Source organism: Bradyrhizobium genosp. SA-3, from assembly GCF_004212635.1.
In the GTDB taxonomy this organism is placed as follows: Bacteria; Pseudomonadota; Alphaproteobacteria; order Rhizobiales; family Xanthobacteraceae; genus Bradyrhizobium.
The window spans coordinates 1-18,039 of record NZ_PSRT01000033.1 but is presented as its reverse complement, the minus strand read 5'-3'; the positions used below and the strand labels follow the sequence as shown (position 1 = coordinate 18,039).

Genomic DNA, 18,039 nt, shown 5'->3' with positions numbered 1-18,039 from the left:
ATCAACCGCCGACCAGTCGCGGATAGAACAGCGTTTCCTCCGCAGTCGGGTCGAACGATCTGATACGGGTGACCTCGCCGGGCCCGGTTCGAAGCGCGGCGGTGAAGCCGGCTCCGGTCAGCTCCCGAAAGCGCCGTTCGGCTCGCGCCAGCGCTTCGGCATTGCCAGGATCAAACTCGTGGCGTGTATCGCCGGTCTGGTCCATCACAATCTGGGTTGCCATGTTGAGTCTCCTCATGCCCACCCCTGAACCTGATCAAAGCAAACGTCGTGCCGTCAGTTCCCGATGGCAACAACTTTCTCGCGCCGGCGCATCACGCCTTGCTGAACGACTTAGCGCGAGGCCGCCGCCGCTCCTCCTTCGTCGATCTGCCGACCCATCAGCGCGATCGCCTTCTGATAGACCCCGGCCGCATTCCAGGCCTCGATGGCGGCGAAATTCGGCTCGCCGGGCTGGTAACCGGCTCCTGCGCGCCAACCATGGGCTTTGAGGAAATTCGCCGTCGAATTCAGCGCGTTGGCAGCCACGTCGAGATTGCCGGTGCCATAGGCCAGGATGTTCTTCGGCATGAACTGGGTCTGACCGACCTCGCCATGCATGGAGCCGCGGGTCGATCCCGACAGCGTGCCGCGGTCGATCAACTTCAAGGCGGCATAGAGCTGGTCAGTGAAGAATTCGGGACGGCGGCAGTCATAGGCAAGGGTCGCGATCGACGACAGCATGTTTTGGTTGCCGCGCTGGCTGCCGAAGCCGGTCTCCATGCCCCAGATCGCGATAAGCGGCCCCGGCGGGACCCCGTAGCGCTGCTGGATCGAGGCGAACAAGGCGGCCTGCGACTGCTTGAGCTGCCGTCCCTTGGCGACGATGGTGGTGGCGCCGCGCTTGGCAAGGAACTGGTCGAGTGTCAGCGAAAAGCTGCGCTGGCCGCGATCGGCTACGATGGTTGCGCTGGCATAATTGGCCTGCATCAGGGCCGACAGCGCGGTGGGGCCGATGCCCTTGCCCTGCGCCTCCGCACCGAATTCGCGCTTCCAGGCCTCGAAGCCGGCGGGCGAGCTGCCGCATTGCGCGGCCTCGGCGGCGGGCGCCAGGCAACCAAGCAGCGCCATCGCGCCAAAAACCGCCCCCGCAACGGCCCTGCCCCTGATCATACCCACTGTCTCCCGTCCTACCGATCCGTGGCGCGATCTTACCCGCTCGAAAGCGCCGACTCCATGGCGCGATCATAGGACAATTCGAGGCCTTCCAGGGTGCCCTCCTTCCGCCATGTATCGAGCAGCCGCAGGAACGCCACCGGTCCGCGCCAATATTGGCTGTTTCTTGCCGCGATCGGATCGAGCACGCCTTCATTGTTGTAATAGCCGGGCGTGCATTCGGCGAGATAGGTCTGGCGGCCGAGCGCAGCCTTGACGACCTCGTCGACCCAGGCCCTCTCGGCCGCGAGCGTCGGCTCCAGCGTTCGCGCTTTGCGCTTGCGCGCTTCCGCGATCACATAGGCAATGTGCTGCGACTGCTCGTCGATGATGTGCGGAAAATTGGCACTCTGGCCGGCCTGCACCGTGACGATCAGGAAGCAGTTCGGGAAACCGCGGCTGTAGACGCCGTGCAGCGTCTTGACGCCGTCGCGCCAGCGCTCGGACAGGCTGATGCCGTCGCGGCCAAAGACCTCAAAGCCCATGCGGCGGGCGTAATCGGTGCCGACCTCGAAGCCGCTGGCATAGATCAGGCAATCGAGCTCATAGGCCTTGCCGTCGACCACAACGGCATCCTCCGTGATGCGCTCGACGCCCTGCCCTTTGGTGTCGACGAGATGCACGTTGGGACGATTGAACGTGTCGAGATATTCGTCGTGGAAGCACGGCCGCTTGCAGAACGCCTTGTACCAGGGTTTGAGCGCCGCCGCGGCCGCCTCGTCCTTGACGATTGCATCGACGCGGGCGCGGATCTCCTCCATCTTGCCGTAATCGGCCTGCTCGATCACCCTGAGCGCCTCTTCCAGCGAGGTCACCGGCTGCGGCTGGCGACGCGGCGCCAGCAGGATTTCGCCGAGCAGACCGGTCCAGCCGTCCTGCACCAGATCCCGTTCGAACGGCTCGCCCGAGATCACGGCGGTGAAATTGTCCATGCGCTCGCGCTGCCAGCCGGGCCTGAGGCTCAGTGCCCAGGCTTGATCCGTCGGTCGGTCGTCGCGCACGCCGATCGCGGACGGTGTGCGCTGGAAGACGTAAAGCGCCTTTGCCGAACAGCCGAGGTGCGGCACGCATTGCACGGCGGTGGCACCGGTGCCGATGATGCCGACGCGCTTGTCGGCAAGACCGGTGAGGCCGCCCTCAGCAGTGCCGCCGGTGTAGCCATAATCCCAACGGCTGGTGTGAAAGCTGTGGCCTTTGAACGTCTCGATGCCGGGAATGCCCGGCAGCTTCGGCCGGCTCAGCGGGCCGCCGGCGAGAATGACGAAGCGCGCGCGGATGCGATCGCCGCGATCAGTGTCGACCAGCCAGCGCGCCTCCTGCTCCTGCCATTCCATCCGTGAGATGATGGTCTGAAACAGCGCACGCGCGTAGAGGTCGAAATGACGGCCGATGCGGCGGGAGTGCTCGTAGATCTCCGGAGCCCGCGCGTATTTGCGCACCGGCATGTAGCCGGTCTCTTCCAACAGCGGCAGGTAGATGTAGCTCTCGGTGTCGCAGGCAGCTCCAGGGTAACGATTCCAGTACCAGGTGCCGCCGAAATCGGCCGCCTTTTCCACGATCCGGAAATCGTCGATGCCGGCGGCGCGCAGGCGCGCACCGCACAAGAGGCCGCCGAAGCCGCCACCGACGATGAGCACTTCGGTCTCTTCACTGACAGCTGCGCGTGTGAAGCCGGGATCGGCCCAGGGATCGTCGAGATAGCGAGCGAAATCGCCTGATACCTCGACATATTGTGCCTTGCCTTCGCTGCGCAAACGGCGGTCGCGCTCGTCGCGATAGCGCGCACGAAGGGCGGAGATATCGACGGTAGATTCGTGCGCCGCACCGGTCTTGTGTTTTTCCGCTGACATTCGTCTCCTCCGCGGCAGACACCACTTCGCCGGCCGTTCGCGTGAAGTTAGCCCCGAAAAAGTGCGGCATGCAATCACGCGGCTTCTTTTTTGCGTGAACGTCGCGGGGCGTTCCGTTAACCTCGCACGCAATCACAAGCGTACGCCATGCAACGACATGGCGTCTGGAGGAGACCATGCAGGGATTGATGATGGACATGCCGCTCCTGATCAGCGGCCTGATCCAGTATGCCGCCGACTATCACGGCGAAGCCGAGATCGTCGCGCGCGAGATCGAGGGCGATATCCATCGCTACACCTATGCTGACGCCCATCCGCGCATCAAGCGTATGGCGCTCGCCTTGAAGCGGCTCGGCATGAGATCCGGCGATCGCGTCGGCACGCTGGCCTGGAATACCCACCGCCACTTCGAGATGTTCTATGCGGCGCCGGGCATGGGCTATGTGCTGCACACCGTCAACCCGCGACTGTTTCCCGAGCAGCTCGTCTACATCATCAACCACGCCGAAGACCGCTTGCTGTTCATCGACCGGGCCACGCTGCCGATCGTCGAGGCGATCGCGCCGCAACTATCGACGATCGAAGCCTATGTCGTGATGTCCTCGCGCGAGCGGATGCCGGAGACGAAGCTGGCGAACGTCCATTGCTACGAGGAGCTTCTGGACAAGGAGAACGAGGTCGGTTTCGCCTGGCCTGAGTTCGACGAAAAGTCCGCCTCCACCATCTGCTACACGTCGGGCACGACGGGCAATCCCAAGGGCGTGATCTATTCGCACCGCGCTGCGATCCTGCAGACCATGACCTGCTGCAATTTCGACTTCCTGCCGGGCCATGTCGAAGGCGTGCGCGAGGTGATGATGCCGATGGCGCCGCTGTTTCACGGCAATGGCTGGAACATGCCGTTCACCGCGCCCTATACCGGCTCCAAGCTGGTGCTGCCCGGCCGCAACTATGAGCCCGACAAGCTCTATGAGTTGCTCGAAGGCGAGAAGGTAACGCTGTCGGCGGGCGTGCCGAGCTTCTGGCTGATCCTGCTCGACTGGCTCGAGCGCACCGGCAACAAGTTCTCGACGCTGCGCGCAACGTTATCGTCGGGCTCGGCCCCGCCGCGCGCGATGGTCGAGAAGCTCAAGCGCGATTACAACATCGACTACATCCAGGCCTGGGGCATGACCGAGGCCTTGGGCTGCTCGATGCCGGGCCTGCGGCCGGGCTCGGAGCACCTCAGCGACAAGGAGAAGTTCGATCGGCGCCAAGTGTCCGGCCGCGCCTGCTTCGGCACCGCCTTGCGCATCGTCGATGATGCCGGCAATGAATTGCCGCGCGACGGCAAGACCGTCGGCCATCTGCGCGCTCGGGGGCCGTGGGTCGCCTCCGGCTACATGAAGTTAGACGAAGGCCTCGACCGCGACGGCTGGCTGATCACCGGCGACATGGCTGTGATCGACAGCCAAGGCCATGTCACGCTGACCGATCGCTCCAAGGACGTGATCAAGTCCGGCGGCGAATGGATCTCCTCGATCCAGCTCGAGGACGTCGCCTTGTCTCATCCCGATGTGCTTCAGGCCGCGGTGGTCGCGATATCGCATGAGAAATGGCAGGAGCGTCCGCTGCTCCTCGTCGTCCGCAAGAAGGGCGCGACCGTCGACGGCAAGACTCTGCTCGACCACATGCGCCCGAAGATCGCAAGCTGGTGGCTGCCGGACGCCGTCGAATTCCTGGACGAATTCCCGATGACCGGGACCGGCAAGGTGCTCAAATCCGCCCTGCGCGAAAAGTTCAGGGAATACCGCGTCGCTTGAACCGATGGCCGATCGCGCCTGGGTTCATTCCATGCGCGGTCTTCACCTTTTGGTCAATTCGCGGGCGATATAGCGGGGTGTCGCTAATCCCTATATCGAGGATCCCATGGTGTTTTGATCGAGGATCCCATGGCGTTTTCCGGATTGGGCCTGCATCGATCGCCGTCTGCGTCAATCCCGGCCTCGCCTTCAACTGCTACTGGGGGATGCCGTTCCGCAAGCACGCGCGCTTCACGCTGGAGAACGCCGCGAGGAGCAGTTCACGGTCTACTACCCGATCAACTACATCCTGACCGACGAGGAGACGAAAGATGCTCTACCCGATGTCGCCAAAAGTCGTCGAGCTCAAGCGCAAGCTCGAGAGCTTCATGGACCGGCACATCTATCCGAACGAGGAGCGCTTCTATCGCGAGGCGGAAGAGCTCGGACCGTGGAAGGTCTATCCCGTCGTCGAGGAGCTGAAGCCGCTGGCTCGTGCCGAAGGGCTCTGGAATCTGTTCCTGCCCGAAAGCAATCACGGCGCCGGCCTCACCAATCTCGAATACGCCCCGCTCTGCGAAGTGATGGGCCGCTCGCATCTGGCGCCCGAAGTGTTCAACTGCTCGGCGCCCGACACCGGCAACATGGAGGTGCTGGAGCGCTACGGCACCGAAAAGGACAAGGAGCGCTGGCTGAAGCCGCTGCTCGCGGGCGAAATCCGCTCCTGCTTCGCCATGACCGAGCCGGCGGTCGCATCATCCGATGCGACCAACATCGAAAGCTCGATCGTGCGCGACGGCGACCATTACGTCATCAACGGGCGCAAATGGTATACGACCAACGCGACCGACCCGCGCTGCAAGATCTGCATCTTCATGGGCAAGACCGATCCTGACAATCCGGACCGGCACAAGCAGCAATCCATGATCCTGGTGCCGATGGACACACCGGGCATCGAGGTGAAACGTCCCCTCCCCGTGTTCGGCTTCTACGGCGTGCCCGACCGCGCTTCCGAAGTGGTCTTCACCAATGTCCGCGTGCCCAAAGAGAACATGTTGCTCGGCGAAGGCCGCGGCTTCGAGATCGCGCAGGGCCGTCTCGGCCCCGGCCGCATCCATCACTGCATGCGGCTGATTGGGCTATCCGAACGCACGCTGGAAAAGATGTGCCGCCGCGTGCGCAGTCGCGTCGCCTTCGGCAAGCCGGTCTCGGAGCAGACCGTGACGCAGGAGCGCATCGCGGAAGCGCGCATCATGATCGAGCAGGCCCGGCTGCTGACGCTCAACGCCGCCTATGCGATGGACACTGTCGGCAACAAGGTGGCGAAGGCCGAGATCGCAATGATCAAGGTCGCCGTGCCCAACATGGCCTGCCAGATCATCGACTGGGCAATCCAGGCCCATGGTGGCGGCGGCACCTCGAACGATTTCGGGCTGACGCAAGCCTACGCCACCGCACGGTTGCTGCGGCTCGCGGACGGGCCGGACGAGGTGCACAGGAACCAGATCGCGCGGTTCGAGCTGAAGAAATACTCGAACGCCTAAGGAGGCGTTGGCTCATGGTACTGGAGAATACGCATTGGGGATCGCAGTCTAATCGACGCTTGGCGGCTCCTCAATCGATGCAGACGCACGCTGCTTCGAAATTCCGTCGAGTATCGCTCCGAAGATTATGATCGGCAGATAGAATGCAAGCATGATCGTATTCCTCCTACTGTGACAACCTTGACCTGCAGGTCAAGTTCCTCAAATTGACACGCGCCCGCCTCGGAACATTGTCGTCGCTTGCATAGACTAGCGACCCGAACCGCTGCGAATATCAGGAACGCATCGCGTCAATCGCATGAGCGATCAGAACGACTGCGCTCGCGGCAATGAAAAACGCAAACAACCAACTCACGTCCGCCTCCAATCCCGGAAGTGAACGCGCTCATCCATGCACAGTCAAAAGCCATCGGCCTGGAACCGCTATTCAGCGGCTCGCTGATGCTTCGCAGCAACAAGTGCATCCGCTGTCGGCCCTATCGGCAGAATGCCAAAAGGAGCAACGTGCCAACGACGCAGGTTGCTAGGACTAAAAACCAAACGCCCATACAGCTTCCCCGACTCACATACGCCAACCAGGATTAGCCCTACGATTTGGCATTGAAACGCTTGTTGCCGGTTTTTCCCCAAGCCAAGCGTGATCCATCTGCTCGCTGCGTTAGTCCAATACCTCCACCGTCGCCGAACGTGGCGAATATCAGCGCTCGCTGGCCAGCGGCGCGCTGATCCTCAGCCGGCGCACTGTCTTCACCTCTCCTTGCGGGAGAGGTGAAAGTCGCCCTCGCCTCAGTTCAGCACATAGACATCAGGATCGGCGCTCGAGCTCGGCTTCTTGAAGGCGTAGCGCAAAGCCGGCGACATCGGGACGTTGTAGTTGAGGCCGTTCGGCGGGGTCGGCGATTGCAGCCATTTCTTGTAGAGCACCTCGATCTCGGGGCTCGCATAGAGCTCTGCGGTCGCGCGATCGGCGAGCGCCTTGAAGGGCGCATCCTCCCGCCGCAGCATGATCCCGTAAGGCTCCGGCTTCGAGAACGCCTCCTCGCTGATCATGTAGAGCTGCGGCTCCTTCGATCGCGCGATCGCGACCGCGAGTTGGACATCGTCGAGCGCATAGGCCTGGGCGCGGTCGGTCTCGAGCAACAGGAAGGCCTCGGCCTGATCTTTGGCTGGCATCACATTGATGCCGAGATTGCGCTCGGTGTTGACCTTGGCGAGTTGCGTCAGGTTGACCGAGCCGGCCACCGCCGTGACGGCCTTGCCCTTGAGATCGTCAATGGTGTTGATCTTGGCGGCCTTCTTCGCCGCGAATCGCGTCGCGCTGAGGAAGTGCGTGTTGGTGAAGGCGACCTGCTTCTGGCGATCGGCATTGTTGGTGGTCGCCGAGCAATGCAGATCGAGCGTGCCGTTGACCATCAGCGGAATCCGGTTCGACGACGTCACCGCGAGCGTGTCGATGGTGATGTCGGGCATGCCGAGCTGCTTCTTCACGGCGTCGACGATCCTGAGACAGATATCCATGGCAAAGCCGACCGGTTTCTGGTTGCCGTCGAGATAGCTGAACGGGACCGAGGCCTCCTGATAGCCCAGCGTGATCTTCTTCGTCTCCTTGATCTTCTGGAGCGTGCCCGACAGGTCTTCGGCTGATGCTGCGCCCGCAAGACACGTCAGGGCCAGAATAATTGTGGGTAGACACATCGGGTGCTCCTCAAGGCGCTCGCGCCTCCATGCCGGGCGCAGTCACGAGCGTTGATAGCGCAGGCACGCGCCAGCCGCCAGACGGGCTTGCGACTAGCAGCTATCGCGGCTTTCGATATGATGAGCGGCAGTTCGTCTCCGCAGAAAGCGAGCTTCGCCTCTCGGCCCCGAGAAAGGGCTTACGCGTCGATGCCGCGCTGGACCAGGATACGCTCGGCGCTGTCGTTCCAGACATCCATCTTCGTGATCTTGCCGTTCCGCACCACGAAGCGGTCGACGTAGCGGTTGCCTTCGAAGGCGGTCCCGTCCTTCCATTCGCCATACAGTGTGCCGACACTGTACACGACGGTCTCGCCATGACCCGGACAGACGTCGAAGCGGTCCATCTTCTTCTTAACCCAGCGGTAGCGTTTGGCGTTGAAGGCGGTAGGCCCCCGGGGATGGTCGAACTCGCGGCCACCCGTGAACGTGATGATCGTGCCGGGCGCGACATAGGCTGCCGCGGCATCGGGATCGGGAATCATCGATGCCGTGAGATAGGCTTTCACGATCTCGGCGTCCGACAACGATACGGTCTCGGCTTCGGCGGTTACGGACATGGCGCATTCTCCTGGCTTTGCCGAATACTATCGCCGACCTCTCGGAATGCATGCATATATTTTGAACATCTGCCCTGCTGCTCTGGGGCCCTCTGGCCCCGTGTCGCGATTGACTGCGGCATTCTCCCGCCGCAAAAGTCGCTGCATGAGCACGCAGACCGCCTTCGACCTGATCCTTCGCCGCGCCCTGTTGCGCGGGACCGCCGACCCCGTCGATATTGGCGTGAAGGATGGCCGCATCGCCGCGATCGAACCGCGGCTCGTCTGCGACGCGGTCGAGGTTGATCTCGGCGGCCACCTGGCTTTGCCCGGCTTCGTCGATACCCACATCCATCTGGACAAGGCCTGCCTGCTCGGCCGCTGCGGGCATGACCACGGCAGCGTTTCGGATGCCATCCGCGCCGTTGCCGGGATGAAGCGCGATTTCACGGTCGAAGACATCCATGCCCGCGGCGCCCGGGTGCTCGAACGTGCGATCGTGCACGGCACGACGCGCATGCGCACGCATGTCGAGATCGATCCGCGCATCGCCTTGCGCGGCTTCGAGGCGGTCAAGGCGCTGAAGCGCGACTATGCCTGGGCGATCGACCTGTCGCTCTGCGTCTTCCCGCAGGAAGGCCTGACCAACGACCCCGGAGCTGAGGAGTTGCTGATCCAGGCGCTGCGCGACGGCGGCGAGGTGATCGGCGGCTGCCCCTATATGGACACCGACCCGACCGCCCATCTCGAACGCATCTTCGATCTCGCGCAGGAATTCGACGTCGACGTCGACCTCCATCTCGACTTCGATCTCGATCCCTCCTGGTGGCACCTCGATGAGGTCTGCCGCCAGACCGAGCGACGCAACTATGGGGGACGCGTAGCGATCGGTCACGCCACCAAGCTCTCGGCATTGCCGCCCGAGCGAATGAAGGCTGCCACCGCGCAGCTGGCGACGTCAGGCGTTGCCGTCACCGTGTTGCCCGCGACCGATCTCTATCTGATGGGGCGCGAGGCCACCCACAACGCGCCGCGCGGACTGACGCTCGCCCACAAGCTCACAGGCAACGGCGTGTTGTGCTCGGTCGCCACCAACAATGTGCTCAATCCGTTCACGCCGTTCGGCGACGCCTCGCTGCTGCGGATGGCAAACTTCTATGCCAACGTCGCGCACGCCTCGGTCAGCGATTTCGACACCTGCCTCGATCTCGTGACTGAGCTGCCGGCCCGGCTGATGAACCTTGGCGATTACGGCATCAAGGTCGGCAACCCCGCCGATCTCGTCGTGCTCGATACGCGAGACAGCCGCTTCGCCATCGCGGAGCTGCCTGACGTGGTGATGGGCTTCAAGACTGGCCGACAGACATTTGAGCGGCAGCGGCCGAATCTGTTCCGCCCCGGAGCTGACGTCGCGACGCCGTAGGGTCGCACCATTCACAGGCAAGGCCGGCTCGCCGCTTCCAGCGGTAAGATTGTCGGGATGCGGGCCCGGCTATTGACCGCTTCCGTTCGATTATACCGCCGATCCAGCCCTCTATCCGAGTCCGGTAGAATCCCGGACCGTAGCCCCACGCGTTGCAAGGCCCACCGCGCTGACCATAATTACGACTTTGCACTGATCATTTGCGTGCGATCGGGAAAGTATGGATATGTTCAGCGCATTCAGCAGCATCGACTATCATTCTATCCAGGCCAGAACGCCCACCGATCGCGCGGTGAAGCGGCTCGACGGCATCGGCCTTGTTCTGTCGGATCTCGATATCTCGGGAATCCAGACGCAGGACGACGTCAACCGTACGCTCTGGACGCTCGACGCTGCCAACAAATGCGTTCGCGCGGTACTGGCCGAATTCCGCACGCAACCGGCCACGGAGCAGCTCGCCCGCAAAGCACGAAATCTCATCGACCTGATCGAACGCGCCCGCGACCAGGTCGTGAGCTTCCAGGCCGGCGATGCGGTCGTAAGCTGATTATTTTGCGCGATTGATCTTCGCGAGGATCCGATCCGCCTCGGTGCGCCAGTCAGCGCTGCGGGCGAATTCCCTGGTGCCCCTGGCGCCGAACAGCCCTTCATCGGCGAGATCGGCCACCCAGGCCTGCCGCTCGGCCGTGCCCTGCGCCGACCACGGCGTCAGTCCCGCCTCGCGCACGGTCTCGGCGACCTCGCGCACTTCTTCAGCGCGACGGCGGCCGTGCTCGATTACGCGCTGGAAGAAATAGGCGCCCTGTTTCTCCCAATTGATGCCGGGGAAGGTTTCCGCGAGCGACGCCAGTACGGCATCTTCCACGCCATAGGCACGCGCCGTGGTGAAGCTTTCGATGACCATGGCCTCCAGGCCCTTGATCATGATGCTGCGGCACATCTTCACCGCCGAGGACACACCGAGCTTGTCGCTGGCAACCTTCGCCGCAAAGCCGATCGCATTCAGAAGCGGCTCGAGCTCCTTCGCGCCGGGGCCGCCGAGCAGCAGCGGCACCTTGATGCGGTACGGCGGCACCGAGGTCATCACCGCGCCCTCGACATAGCGACCGGCAGCGCCATCGATCAGCGCAGCAGCGCGCTGCTTGGCGCCCGGTGAGGCCGAATTGAAATCCAGGAACCAGGTGCCGTGGTTGATCGCGGTCGCGCATGCCTGTGCCACCGGAACGGCCTGGCTTGCGGTGACCGCAGACACGATGAAATCGGACTTCGCGGTCAGCTCGGCATGAGAGCCTGCGAGCACCACACCGAATTTCGCCGCATGCGCCTGCAGCGAAGCGCCCTGCTCGCCTCCGAGCTTGATGTCGTAGGCCGATACTTTGATGTCCTGCTGGCGCAAATCCTCGGCCAAGATCCTGCCGACCTCGCCATAGCCGACCAGCCCGATCTGCCATCGTCTCGGATCCGCCATCAGTTCAATCCTCGTGTCGTTTCGTCGAAGAGCTCCTCGACCGCGCAGCGGCGCGGGATCAGCGCCTGCTGGAACGCGTAGTCGACGATCAGCTCCAACGGTTTCCTGTTCGCTTCGATGCCAAACAGAATGAGGTCCGGCGAGGCCGCGGGCCCCGCCAGCTCCTTGTTCCGCTTGAGCAGATCATAGACGCCTGCGACCACGTCGGGGCGTGATTTGGCGAGCTGCTCGGTCACGACCACGAGATGATTAACCGGCACGACGCCGCGCCGGGCGTACCATTTGGCGGCCTCTGCGGCCGGATCGGGGAACAGCGGCTTCAGCTTGGGATCGTTGGAGGTCTCGCCGAGGACGGCGTCGAGCTCGCCGTCGAGCAGCATCTGTAGGACCTTCTTGTCCTTCGGGGCGCGCTCGGTGGTGTCGACATATTCGGCGACATGCGGATCCTCGAACGTCACCCAGCGGATGTTGTCGAGATTGACGCCGTAGTCGTTGGCGAGGATGCCCCTGATCCAGGCCCCCGTCGTCGTTGTAAAGGACCGGATGCCGACGCGCTTGCCTTCGAGGTCGGACGGACCGAGCGTTCCTCTCGCGGGATTGTAGAGCGCGTAGGCATGCTGGAAACGGCCGAGCATGGTGGCCGGCAATAGCACCAGCGGCTTGCCGTGCGCCTTCGCCATCAGATAAGTGACGATTGCCATCTCGCAGACGTCGAAGGCCTGTTCGCGCACCATCGGCTTGAATGCTGTGTTGGTCGGCGTGTACTCGACGAAGTCGAGGTCGAAAAGGTCGGAGCGGAGCTCGCCGCTCTTCACCGCCCGGACATGAGGGTGACTGCCGAGCACGGCCTTCAGCTTGAGACGATCCATCCGCCCGCTCCCGCCGTAGCCTCAGACGTCCTCGGGATTGTCGACATATACGAGCCCGGCTTTCGCCAGCGCCTCGCGCATGCTGTACATGTCGAGGCCGAGTTCGCCCGAAGCCAGGCGCTTACGCTTGCCGCCTTCATCCGCATTGCGCTTCTTCGCCTTCTCGGCGACTTCGGCCGCGTTCCGCTTCGGCACCACGACGACGCCGTCGTCATCGGCGACCACGATGTCGCCGGGGTCGACATTGACGCCGGCGCAGACCACGGGGACATTGACCGAGCCGAGCGTGGCCTTCACCGTGCCCTTGGCCGAGACCGCGCGCGACCACACCGGAAACTTCATCTCGTGCAGCGCTTTGACGTCGCGACAACCGGCATCGATGATCAATCCCTGCACGCCGCGAGCCTGGAGCGAAGTCGCGAGCAGCTCGCCGAACATTCCGTCAGTGTTGTCGGCGGTGCAGCCGACGACGAGGATATCGCCCTTTTTGCACTGCTCGACCGCGACATGGATCATCCAATTGTCACCGGGCTGCGCCAGCACGGTGACCGCGGGACCGGCAATCGCCGCGCCGGGCCAGACCGGCCGCAAATACGGCTTCATCAGGCCGGCACGGCCATAGGCCTCGTGCACGGTCGAGACGCCGTATTCCGCCATGCCGGCGGGATCGGCACGCTTGATGTTGCGAACGACGACCGGCTTCATGCGAGTTCCTCCGCAACGGTCGGAAACAGACGCTGATAGGCCTCGCCATAGGTCATGGGCACGCCGGTGTTGCGGCTGCCCTGGATGCCCCGGTTGAGCGCGACACGCTCGTAATAGCCCCACAGATGCTTTTGCGCGGCCAGGATCTGGAACGCCTCGTACTTCTCTTTCCAGACCTCGTCGATCTTGAGGAGCAGGTCCGGCTTGTAATTGCACTGCTCCGGCTGATGTGGCTCGAACAGGAAGACCGGCGGCGCGGAATATTTGTACTGCGCGCCGGGCTTATGGCCCATCGCCTGCGCGACCACGCGGGTCTCCTGCGCGAAATGCGCCGCGTTCGGATGGTCGAAATTGTAGGGGTCTTCCAGTGCGTGCGTCAGCACGAAGCTCGGATTGATCTCGCGGTAGATGTCGACCATGCGGTCGAAATGCGCCTCGGTGAGTTTCAACGGATAGTCGCCGCAATCGAAGAACTCGATCTCGGCACCTAACAGCTTTGCGGCCCGCTCCGCCTCGTCCTTGCGACCGGCCTTGACTGATTCAAGCGTCGCCCCCTTTTCCTTCCAGGCGAATTGGCTCTCGCCGCGCTCGCCGAAGGACATGCACACGATCTTCATGCGATAGCCTTTCTTCGCATGCAGCGCGATGGCGCCGCCGGCGCGCCAGACGAAATCGCCGGGATGGGCGGTGATCACGAGACCGGTTTTCATGGGACAAACTCCCCTCTTTCGTTCGTAAGCATCATAGGCCGTCTGCCTCAGGCAGGAAGCCGGTTCATCAAGCCACAGCGGCCGCTTGTTCCTCGCCGTCGAGCACACGCCGGAGGCGCTCGCCGTCGAGCGCGCCCTCCCATTTGGCAATTGCGATGGTCGCAACCGCGTTCCCGATCAGATTGGTCGGCGTCAGCCCCTGCGACATCAGGCGATGAATGCCGAGCACCAGCGCAACGCTCGTCACCGGAATGGTGCCGGTGGCCGACAGCGTCGCCGCCAGCACGACGAAGGCCGCGCCCGCAATCCCCGCCGCGCCCTTGGAGGTCACGAGCAGGATCAGCAGCAGCTCGATCTGCTCGGCAAGGCCGAACGGCGTGTTGGTCGCCTGTGCCAGAAACACCGAGGCCGCGGCAAGGTAGAGGCAGGTGCCATCGAGATTGAAGGAATAGCCGGTCGGGATCACGAGCCCGACGACGCTCTTCTCGCAGCCGGCCTTTTCCAGCTTGGTCAACATCCGCGGCAACACCGTCTCGGACGACGTGGTGGCGATGCAGATCAGCAGCTCTTCCCAGATGTAGCTGATCAGCTTGAGCAGCGAGAAGCCGCAGAGGCGCGCGACGGGGCCGAGCGCGGCGATGATGAAGACTACGCAGGTGAGATAGAAGCCACCCAGCAGCTTGCCGAGCGAAGCCAGCGAGCCCACGCCGAACTTGCCGACCGTAAACGCGATGGCGCCGAACGCGCCGATCGGCGCCGCCCACATCACGAAGCCGACGACGGCGAACACCATCTTGGCGGCGATGTCGATCAAATGGATCAGCGGCGCGGCCCGCTCGCCGAGCTGCACCAGCGCAAAGCCGCACAGTACGGAGATGAACAGCACCTGGAGGATATTGCCCTCGGCAAAGGCGCCGACGAACGTCGCGGGCACGATGTTCATCAGGAACGGCACGAAGCCGATCGCACCGGTCTGCTTGACATAGGGCTCGATGGCGCTGGCATTGATTCTGGCGGGATCGATGTTCATGCCGACGCCGGGCTTGAGCAGGTTCACCGCGACGAGGCCGATGATCAGCGCGATCGTCGTCATGACCTCGAAATAGACGATCGCCTTCACCGCGACGCGCCCGACGCGCGCCATGTCGGCCATGTGCGCGATGCCGTGCACGACGGTGCAGAAGATGATCGGCGCGATCAGCATCCGGATCGCCTTGATGAAGGCATCGCCAAGCGGCTGCATCTTGGCGCCCGCCTCGGGACTTGCGATCCCAAGTGCGATGCCGGCCGCCATGGCGATGAGCACCTGGATCCAGAGCTCCTTCCACCAGGCGCGGCCGCGCGGCTTGTCGATCGCGAGCGCCGTCATTGCTCGAACCCGAACAGGCGCGCGGGATTGTCAACGAGGATCTTCTGCTGGAACTCCGGCTCCGGCGCGAACAACGGGATCAGATCGACGAGGTCGCCGTCATTCGGCATCGCCTTGACGTTGGGATGCGGCCAGTCGGTACCCCAGATGACGCGGCCTGGCGCGGTCTCGACGATTTTGCGCGCGAACGACACCGCATCCGTGAACGGCGGACCGGCCGAGGACACCCGCTCCGAGCCACAGATCTTGACCCAGCATTTCTCGTCGCGCTGCATCAGCTCGATCAAAATCCTGAACGGCAGCTGGTCGAGCCCATTAGAGGCCTGCACCCGTCCCATGTGGTCGATGGTGTAGTTCAGCGGCAGCTTTGCCAGCATATCGGCATATTCAGGCAAGTCGATCGCGTCGAAATGCAGGTCGATATGCCAGCCGAGCGGCGCGACCAAGGCGATGACACGGTCGAATACCCTCTTGTCGGGGACGCCGCCGAGATGGCGGACGAAATTGAAGCGGCAGCCGCGGAATCCACCGTCATGCAGCGCCCGAAGCCCGCGCTCGGTGATGGTGTCGTCGATGTTTGCGACGGCCCGATAGGCGCCGTTGCTCTGCGCGATGGCGTCCAGCGCTACCGTGTTGTCAGTGCCGTGCACGCTGGCATTGACAATGACGGCGCGCTCGACGCCGAGCTTGGCATGCAGCGCGCGGAAGTCCTCCAGCGGCGCATCGGGCGGCGTGTAGGAGCGGTCAGGCGCGTACGGATATTTCGCACCGGGGCCGAAGATGTGGCAATGCGCGTCGCATGACAGCTTCGGCAGCTTGAATTTCGGCGTGCGCGTGTTCGGATCGGGCGGCGGAATGGTCGGCGTGTACATCATCGTCTCAGGTGAACTTGAACAGGCGCGCAGGATTATCGACCAGCAGCTTCTGCCGGACCTTTGCGTCGGGCGCGTAGAGCGGGATCGGGTCGACGATCTCGCCGTCATTCGGCATGACCTTGACATTGGGATGCGGCCAATCGGTGCCCCACAGCACGCGATCGGGCGCATTGTCGATCAGCGCCTTGGCGAATGGCACGGCGTCGTGGAACGGCTTGCCGGCGGGTGACGCACGTTCGAGGCCGGTAATCTTGACCCAGCACTTCTCGTCCTTCTTCTGGAGATCGAGCAAGGCCGTGAAGCCGAGATCATCGAGGCCTTTGCCGGCCTGCACCGTGCCCATGTGATCAATCACGTAAGGCGTCGGCAGCGCAGCGAGAATGGGCGCGAATTCGGCGATCGTATCAGGCTCGAAATAGACGTCGATATGCCAGCCGAGCTCGGCGACGCGATGCACGACGCGCTGGAATTTTCCCATGTCGCCGACGCCGCCGAGGCGCTTGAGAAAGGCGAAGCGGCAACCGCAGATGCCGGCCTTGTCGAGCGCCGCCAGCTCCTTCTCGCTCATCTCGTCACTGACGTTGGCGATACCCTTATAGGCGCCCTCACTCTGGGCGATGGCGTCGGTGACGACACGATTGTCGGTGCCGTGCACGGTGGCATTCACGATGACGCAGCGTTCGACGCCGATCTTCTCGTGCACGCTGCGGAATGCCTCCAGCGGCGCATCGGCCGTGCTGTAGGGGCGCTTCTCGGAGAACGGATAGCGGGATGCCGGACCGAAAATGTGGGTATGGCTGTCACAGGATTTTGCCGGCAGCTTGAACGACGGCGTTTTCGGACTTGGGTCCGGCGGCTCAATGGTCGGAATCGATCTCTGCTCGCCGCCTTGCGCGCGGGCTTCGCTCGCGAGCGCTGCGCCGGCCAGTCCGGTCAAGAGATGCAAGCACTCCCGCCTGTTCATATCCTCAACACCCCATCACATGCTCCACTTGCGAGCGGAAGCGCGAGGCGCCTCCGCTCGGGGCGGCTTCTTTCAAGTCTTGCTGCTGACGACCGGCCGCCGCCGCGCCGGCGCGGCTTGATCCAGCGCGGGTGCCTGGAACGCGGCAACGGCGGCCTGCACCAGTTGCTCGATGGCGTTGGCGGCGTCGCCGCCATCAGCTTCGCCACGCGACAGGCGCGAGACGCGCTCCGGCGTTACCAATGAATAATAGAGTGCACCGAGCAGGAAGTGGCTGCGCCAGACGATGTCGGTGCGCGGGATATGCGGCAGGCTCTCGTGAATCGCGTCGATGAAGGCGTGGCTGGTGTCATCAAAAGTCTGCGCGATGATCTTGCGCGCGACCTCGTTGCCTTCCGCCGACATCACAGCCCGGAGCCGCGTGAAGCGGGCCCCGCCGCCGGCGAGATCGCTGCCCGAGGTGAAAGCCGGCACCACATAAGCGCGCACGATCGCCTCCAGCCGGTCTTGGAGATCGCGCACGCGCCTGGCGGCCGCGAGCAGTTCGGAGCGGCGCAAATTCATCGGCCCACAATGCCGCCGGTAGATCTCCAGCAGCAGGCCGTCCTTGGTCTTGAAATGATAGGTCACGCTGCCGGGGTTGGCCCCGGCCGCCTGTGCGATGTCGCGTACGGAGACGGCATTGAAGCCGTTGGTAGCGAACAGTTCCTCGGCCGCGGCGAGAATCGCCTCGCGCATGTTCGGCTTGCGGGCCGTTTCCTTGCTGGTGGGCTTGCGTACCATGTGATTTGTACTATCGTACAAAAGATCAGGTCTCGTCAACAAAAACCACGGGCGGCGTCCGCAATGGCCTGAAGACCGCCGCCAGGCGCGCGAATGCCCTCAAGGAGTGCTGGGAAATGCTGGGTTTGAACAAGATCGGCGGGTTGATGCTGGGTGCCGGTCTGCTGCTGGCGGGCGGCGCCGCGCAGGCCGCCGACAATTACCCGAGCAAGCCGGTCCACATTCTGGTCC

General features: G+C 63.4%; 18 protein-coding genes and 1 pseudogene. 6 read left to right on the top strand and 13 right to left on the bottom strand.

The genetic code is table 11. The features are described 5' to 3' along the window. Position 1: 1 nt before the first annotated feature. The 3 genes from CWO91_RS13700 to CWO91_RS13690 all read right to left on the bottom strand — a co-directional run bounded on the left by CWO91_RS13700 (position 2) and on the right by CWO91_RS13690 (position 3,044). Positions 2–223 (bottom strand): hypothetical protein, encoded by a 222-nt coding sequence (locus CWO91_RS13700; RefSeq protein ID WP_091888574.1) that lies wholly within the window; start codon positions 221–223, stop codon positions 2–4. Positions 224–333: 110 nt separating this feature from the next. After that, positions 334–1,152, bottom strand: coding sequence for a lytic murein transglycosylase (locus CWO91_RS13695; RefSeq protein ID WP_130213934.1), 819 nt, complete (start codon positions 1,150–1,152; stop codon positions 334–336). A 38-nt stretch (positions 1,153–1,190) separates the two neighbouring features. Next, positions 1,191–3,044: a flavin-containing monooxygenase gene (locus tag CWO91_RS13690; protein ID WP_130213933.1), complete on the bottom strand. Its 1,854-nt coding sequence runs from the start codon at positions 3,042–3,044 to the stop codon at positions 1,191–1,193. 176 nt (positions 3,045–3,220) lie between these two features. Here CWO91_RS13690 and CWO91_RS13685 point away from each other — a divergent pair, with 176 nt between their 5' ends. From CWO91_RS13685 to CWO91_RS13675, 3 genes are read left to right on the top strand one after another with little or no spacing between them, the layout of a single operon-like run. Further along, complete coding sequence (locus CWO91_RS13685) at positions 3,221–4,846, top strand: long-chain fatty acid--CoA ligase (protein WP_130213932.1); 1,626 nt, start codon at positions 3,221–3,223, stop codon at positions 4,844–4,846. Further along, positions 4,738–5,139, top strand: a complete 402-nt coding sequence (locus CWO91_RS45440; RefSeq protein WP_433995558.1) for a DUF2961 domain-containing protein — start codon at positions 4,738–4,740, stop codon at positions 5,137–5,139. Before CWO91_RS13685 ends, CWO91_RS45440 begins: the two co-directional genes overlap by 109 nt. 18 nt (positions 5,140–5,157) lie before the next feature. Then, complete coding sequence (locus CWO91_RS13675) at positions 5,158–6,369, top strand: acyl-CoA dehydrogenase family protein (protein ID WP_130213931.1); 1,212 nt, start codon at positions 5,158–5,160, stop codon at positions 6,367–6,369. Between the two features lie 786 nt (positions 6,370–7,155). Here CWO91_RS13675 and CWO91_RS13670 read toward each other — a convergent pair. Together CWO91_RS13670 and CWO91_RS13665 are read right to left on the bottom strand one after the other, a co-directional pair. Beyond that, positions 7,156–8,064: an amino acid ABC transporter substrate-binding protein gene (locus CWO91_RS13670; protein WP_130213930.1), complete on the bottom strand. Its 909-nt coding sequence runs from the start codon at positions 8,062–8,064 to the stop codon at positions 7,156–7,158. Between the two features lie 179 nt (positions 8,065–8,243). Beyond that, a complete protein-coding gene (locus CWO91_RS13665) occupies positions 8,244–8,663 on the bottom strand; it encodes a nuclear transport factor 2 family protein (RefSeq protein ID WP_130213929.1) in 420 nt (139 codons plus the stop codon). 145 nt (positions 8,664–8,808) lie between these two features. On the opposite strand from CWO91_RS13665, the gene CWO91_RS13660 reads away from it, so the two are divergent. Then, positions 8,809–10,065 (top strand): amidohydrolase family protein, encoded by a 1,257-nt coding sequence (locus CWO91_RS13660; RefSeq protein WP_130213928.1) that lies wholly within the window; start codon positions 8,809–8,811, stop codon positions 10,063–10,065. Between the two features lie 226 nt (positions 10,066–10,291). Continuing rightward, a complete protein-coding gene (locus tag CWO91_RS13655; RefSeq protein ID WP_165405432.1) occupies positions 10,292–10,612 on the top strand; it encodes a hypothetical protein in 321 nt (106 codons plus the stop codon). Here CWO91_RS13655 and CWO91_RS13650 read toward each other — a convergent pair whose 3' ends face one another. From CWO91_RS13650 to CWO91_RS13615, 8 genes are all read right to left on the bottom strand, one after another. Then, entirely contained in the window at positions 10,613–11,533 is a 921-nt protein-coding gene (locus tag CWO91_RS13650; protein ID WP_130213926.1) for a DUF1932 domain-containing protein, read from the bottom strand. It lies immediately after the preceding gene. After that, positions 11,533–12,402, bottom strand: a complete 870-nt coding sequence (locus CWO91_RS13645; protein WP_130213925.1) for a hypothetical protein — start codon at positions 12,400–12,402, stop codon at positions 11,533–11,535. The genes CWO91_RS13650 and CWO91_RS13645 overlap by 1 nt, the downstream gene beginning before the upstream one ends. A gap of 21 nt (positions 12,403–12,423) precedes the next feature. Continuing rightward, entirely contained in the window at positions 12,424–13,107 is a 684-nt protein-coding gene (locus tag CWO91_RS13640; RefSeq protein WP_130213924.1) for a 4-carboxy-4-hydroxy-2-oxoadipate aldolase/oxaloacetate decarboxylase, read from the bottom strand. After that, positions 13,104–13,817: a PIG-L deacetylase family protein gene (locus tag CWO91_RS13635; protein ID WP_130213923.1), complete on the bottom strand. Its 714-nt coding sequence runs from the start codon at positions 13,815–13,817 to the stop codon at positions 13,104–13,106. Before CWO91_RS13635 ends, CWO91_RS13640 begins: the two co-directional genes overlap by 4 nt. A 67-nt stretch (positions 13,818–13,884) precedes the next feature. Continuing rightward, positions 13,885–15,186 (bottom strand): C4-dicarboxylate transporter DctA, encoded by a 1,302-nt coding sequence (gene dctA / locus CWO91_RS13630; protein WP_130213922.1) that lies wholly within the window; start codon positions 15,184–15,186, stop codon positions 13,885–13,887. Next, positions 15,183–16,061, bottom strand: coding sequence for an amidohydrolase family protein (locus tag CWO91_RS13625; RefSeq protein WP_130213921.1), 879 nt, complete (start codon positions 16,059–16,061; stop codon positions 15,183–15,185). The genes dctA and CWO91_RS13625 overlap by 4 nt, the downstream gene beginning before the upstream one ends. Positions 16,062–16,065: 4 nt before the next feature. After that, a complete protein-coding gene (locus CWO91_RS13620; protein ID WP_130213920.1) occupies positions 16,066–17,025 on the bottom strand; it encodes an amidohydrolase family protein in 960 nt (319 codons plus the stop codon). Between the two features lie 72 nt (positions 17,026–17,097). Next, positions 17,098–17,808: a TetR/AcrR family transcriptional regulator gene (locus CWO91_RS13615; RefSeq protein ID WP_130213919.1), complete on the bottom strand. Its 711-nt coding sequence runs from the start codon at positions 17,806–17,808 to the stop codon at positions 17,098–17,100. Positions 17,809–17,876: 68 nt separating this feature from the next. Here CWO91_RS13615 and CWO91_RS44245 point away from each other — a divergent pair. Continuing rightward, positions 17,877–18,039: pseudogene (locus CWO91_RS44245) on the top strand (tripartite tricarboxylate transporter substrate binding protein); the annotation flags it as partial.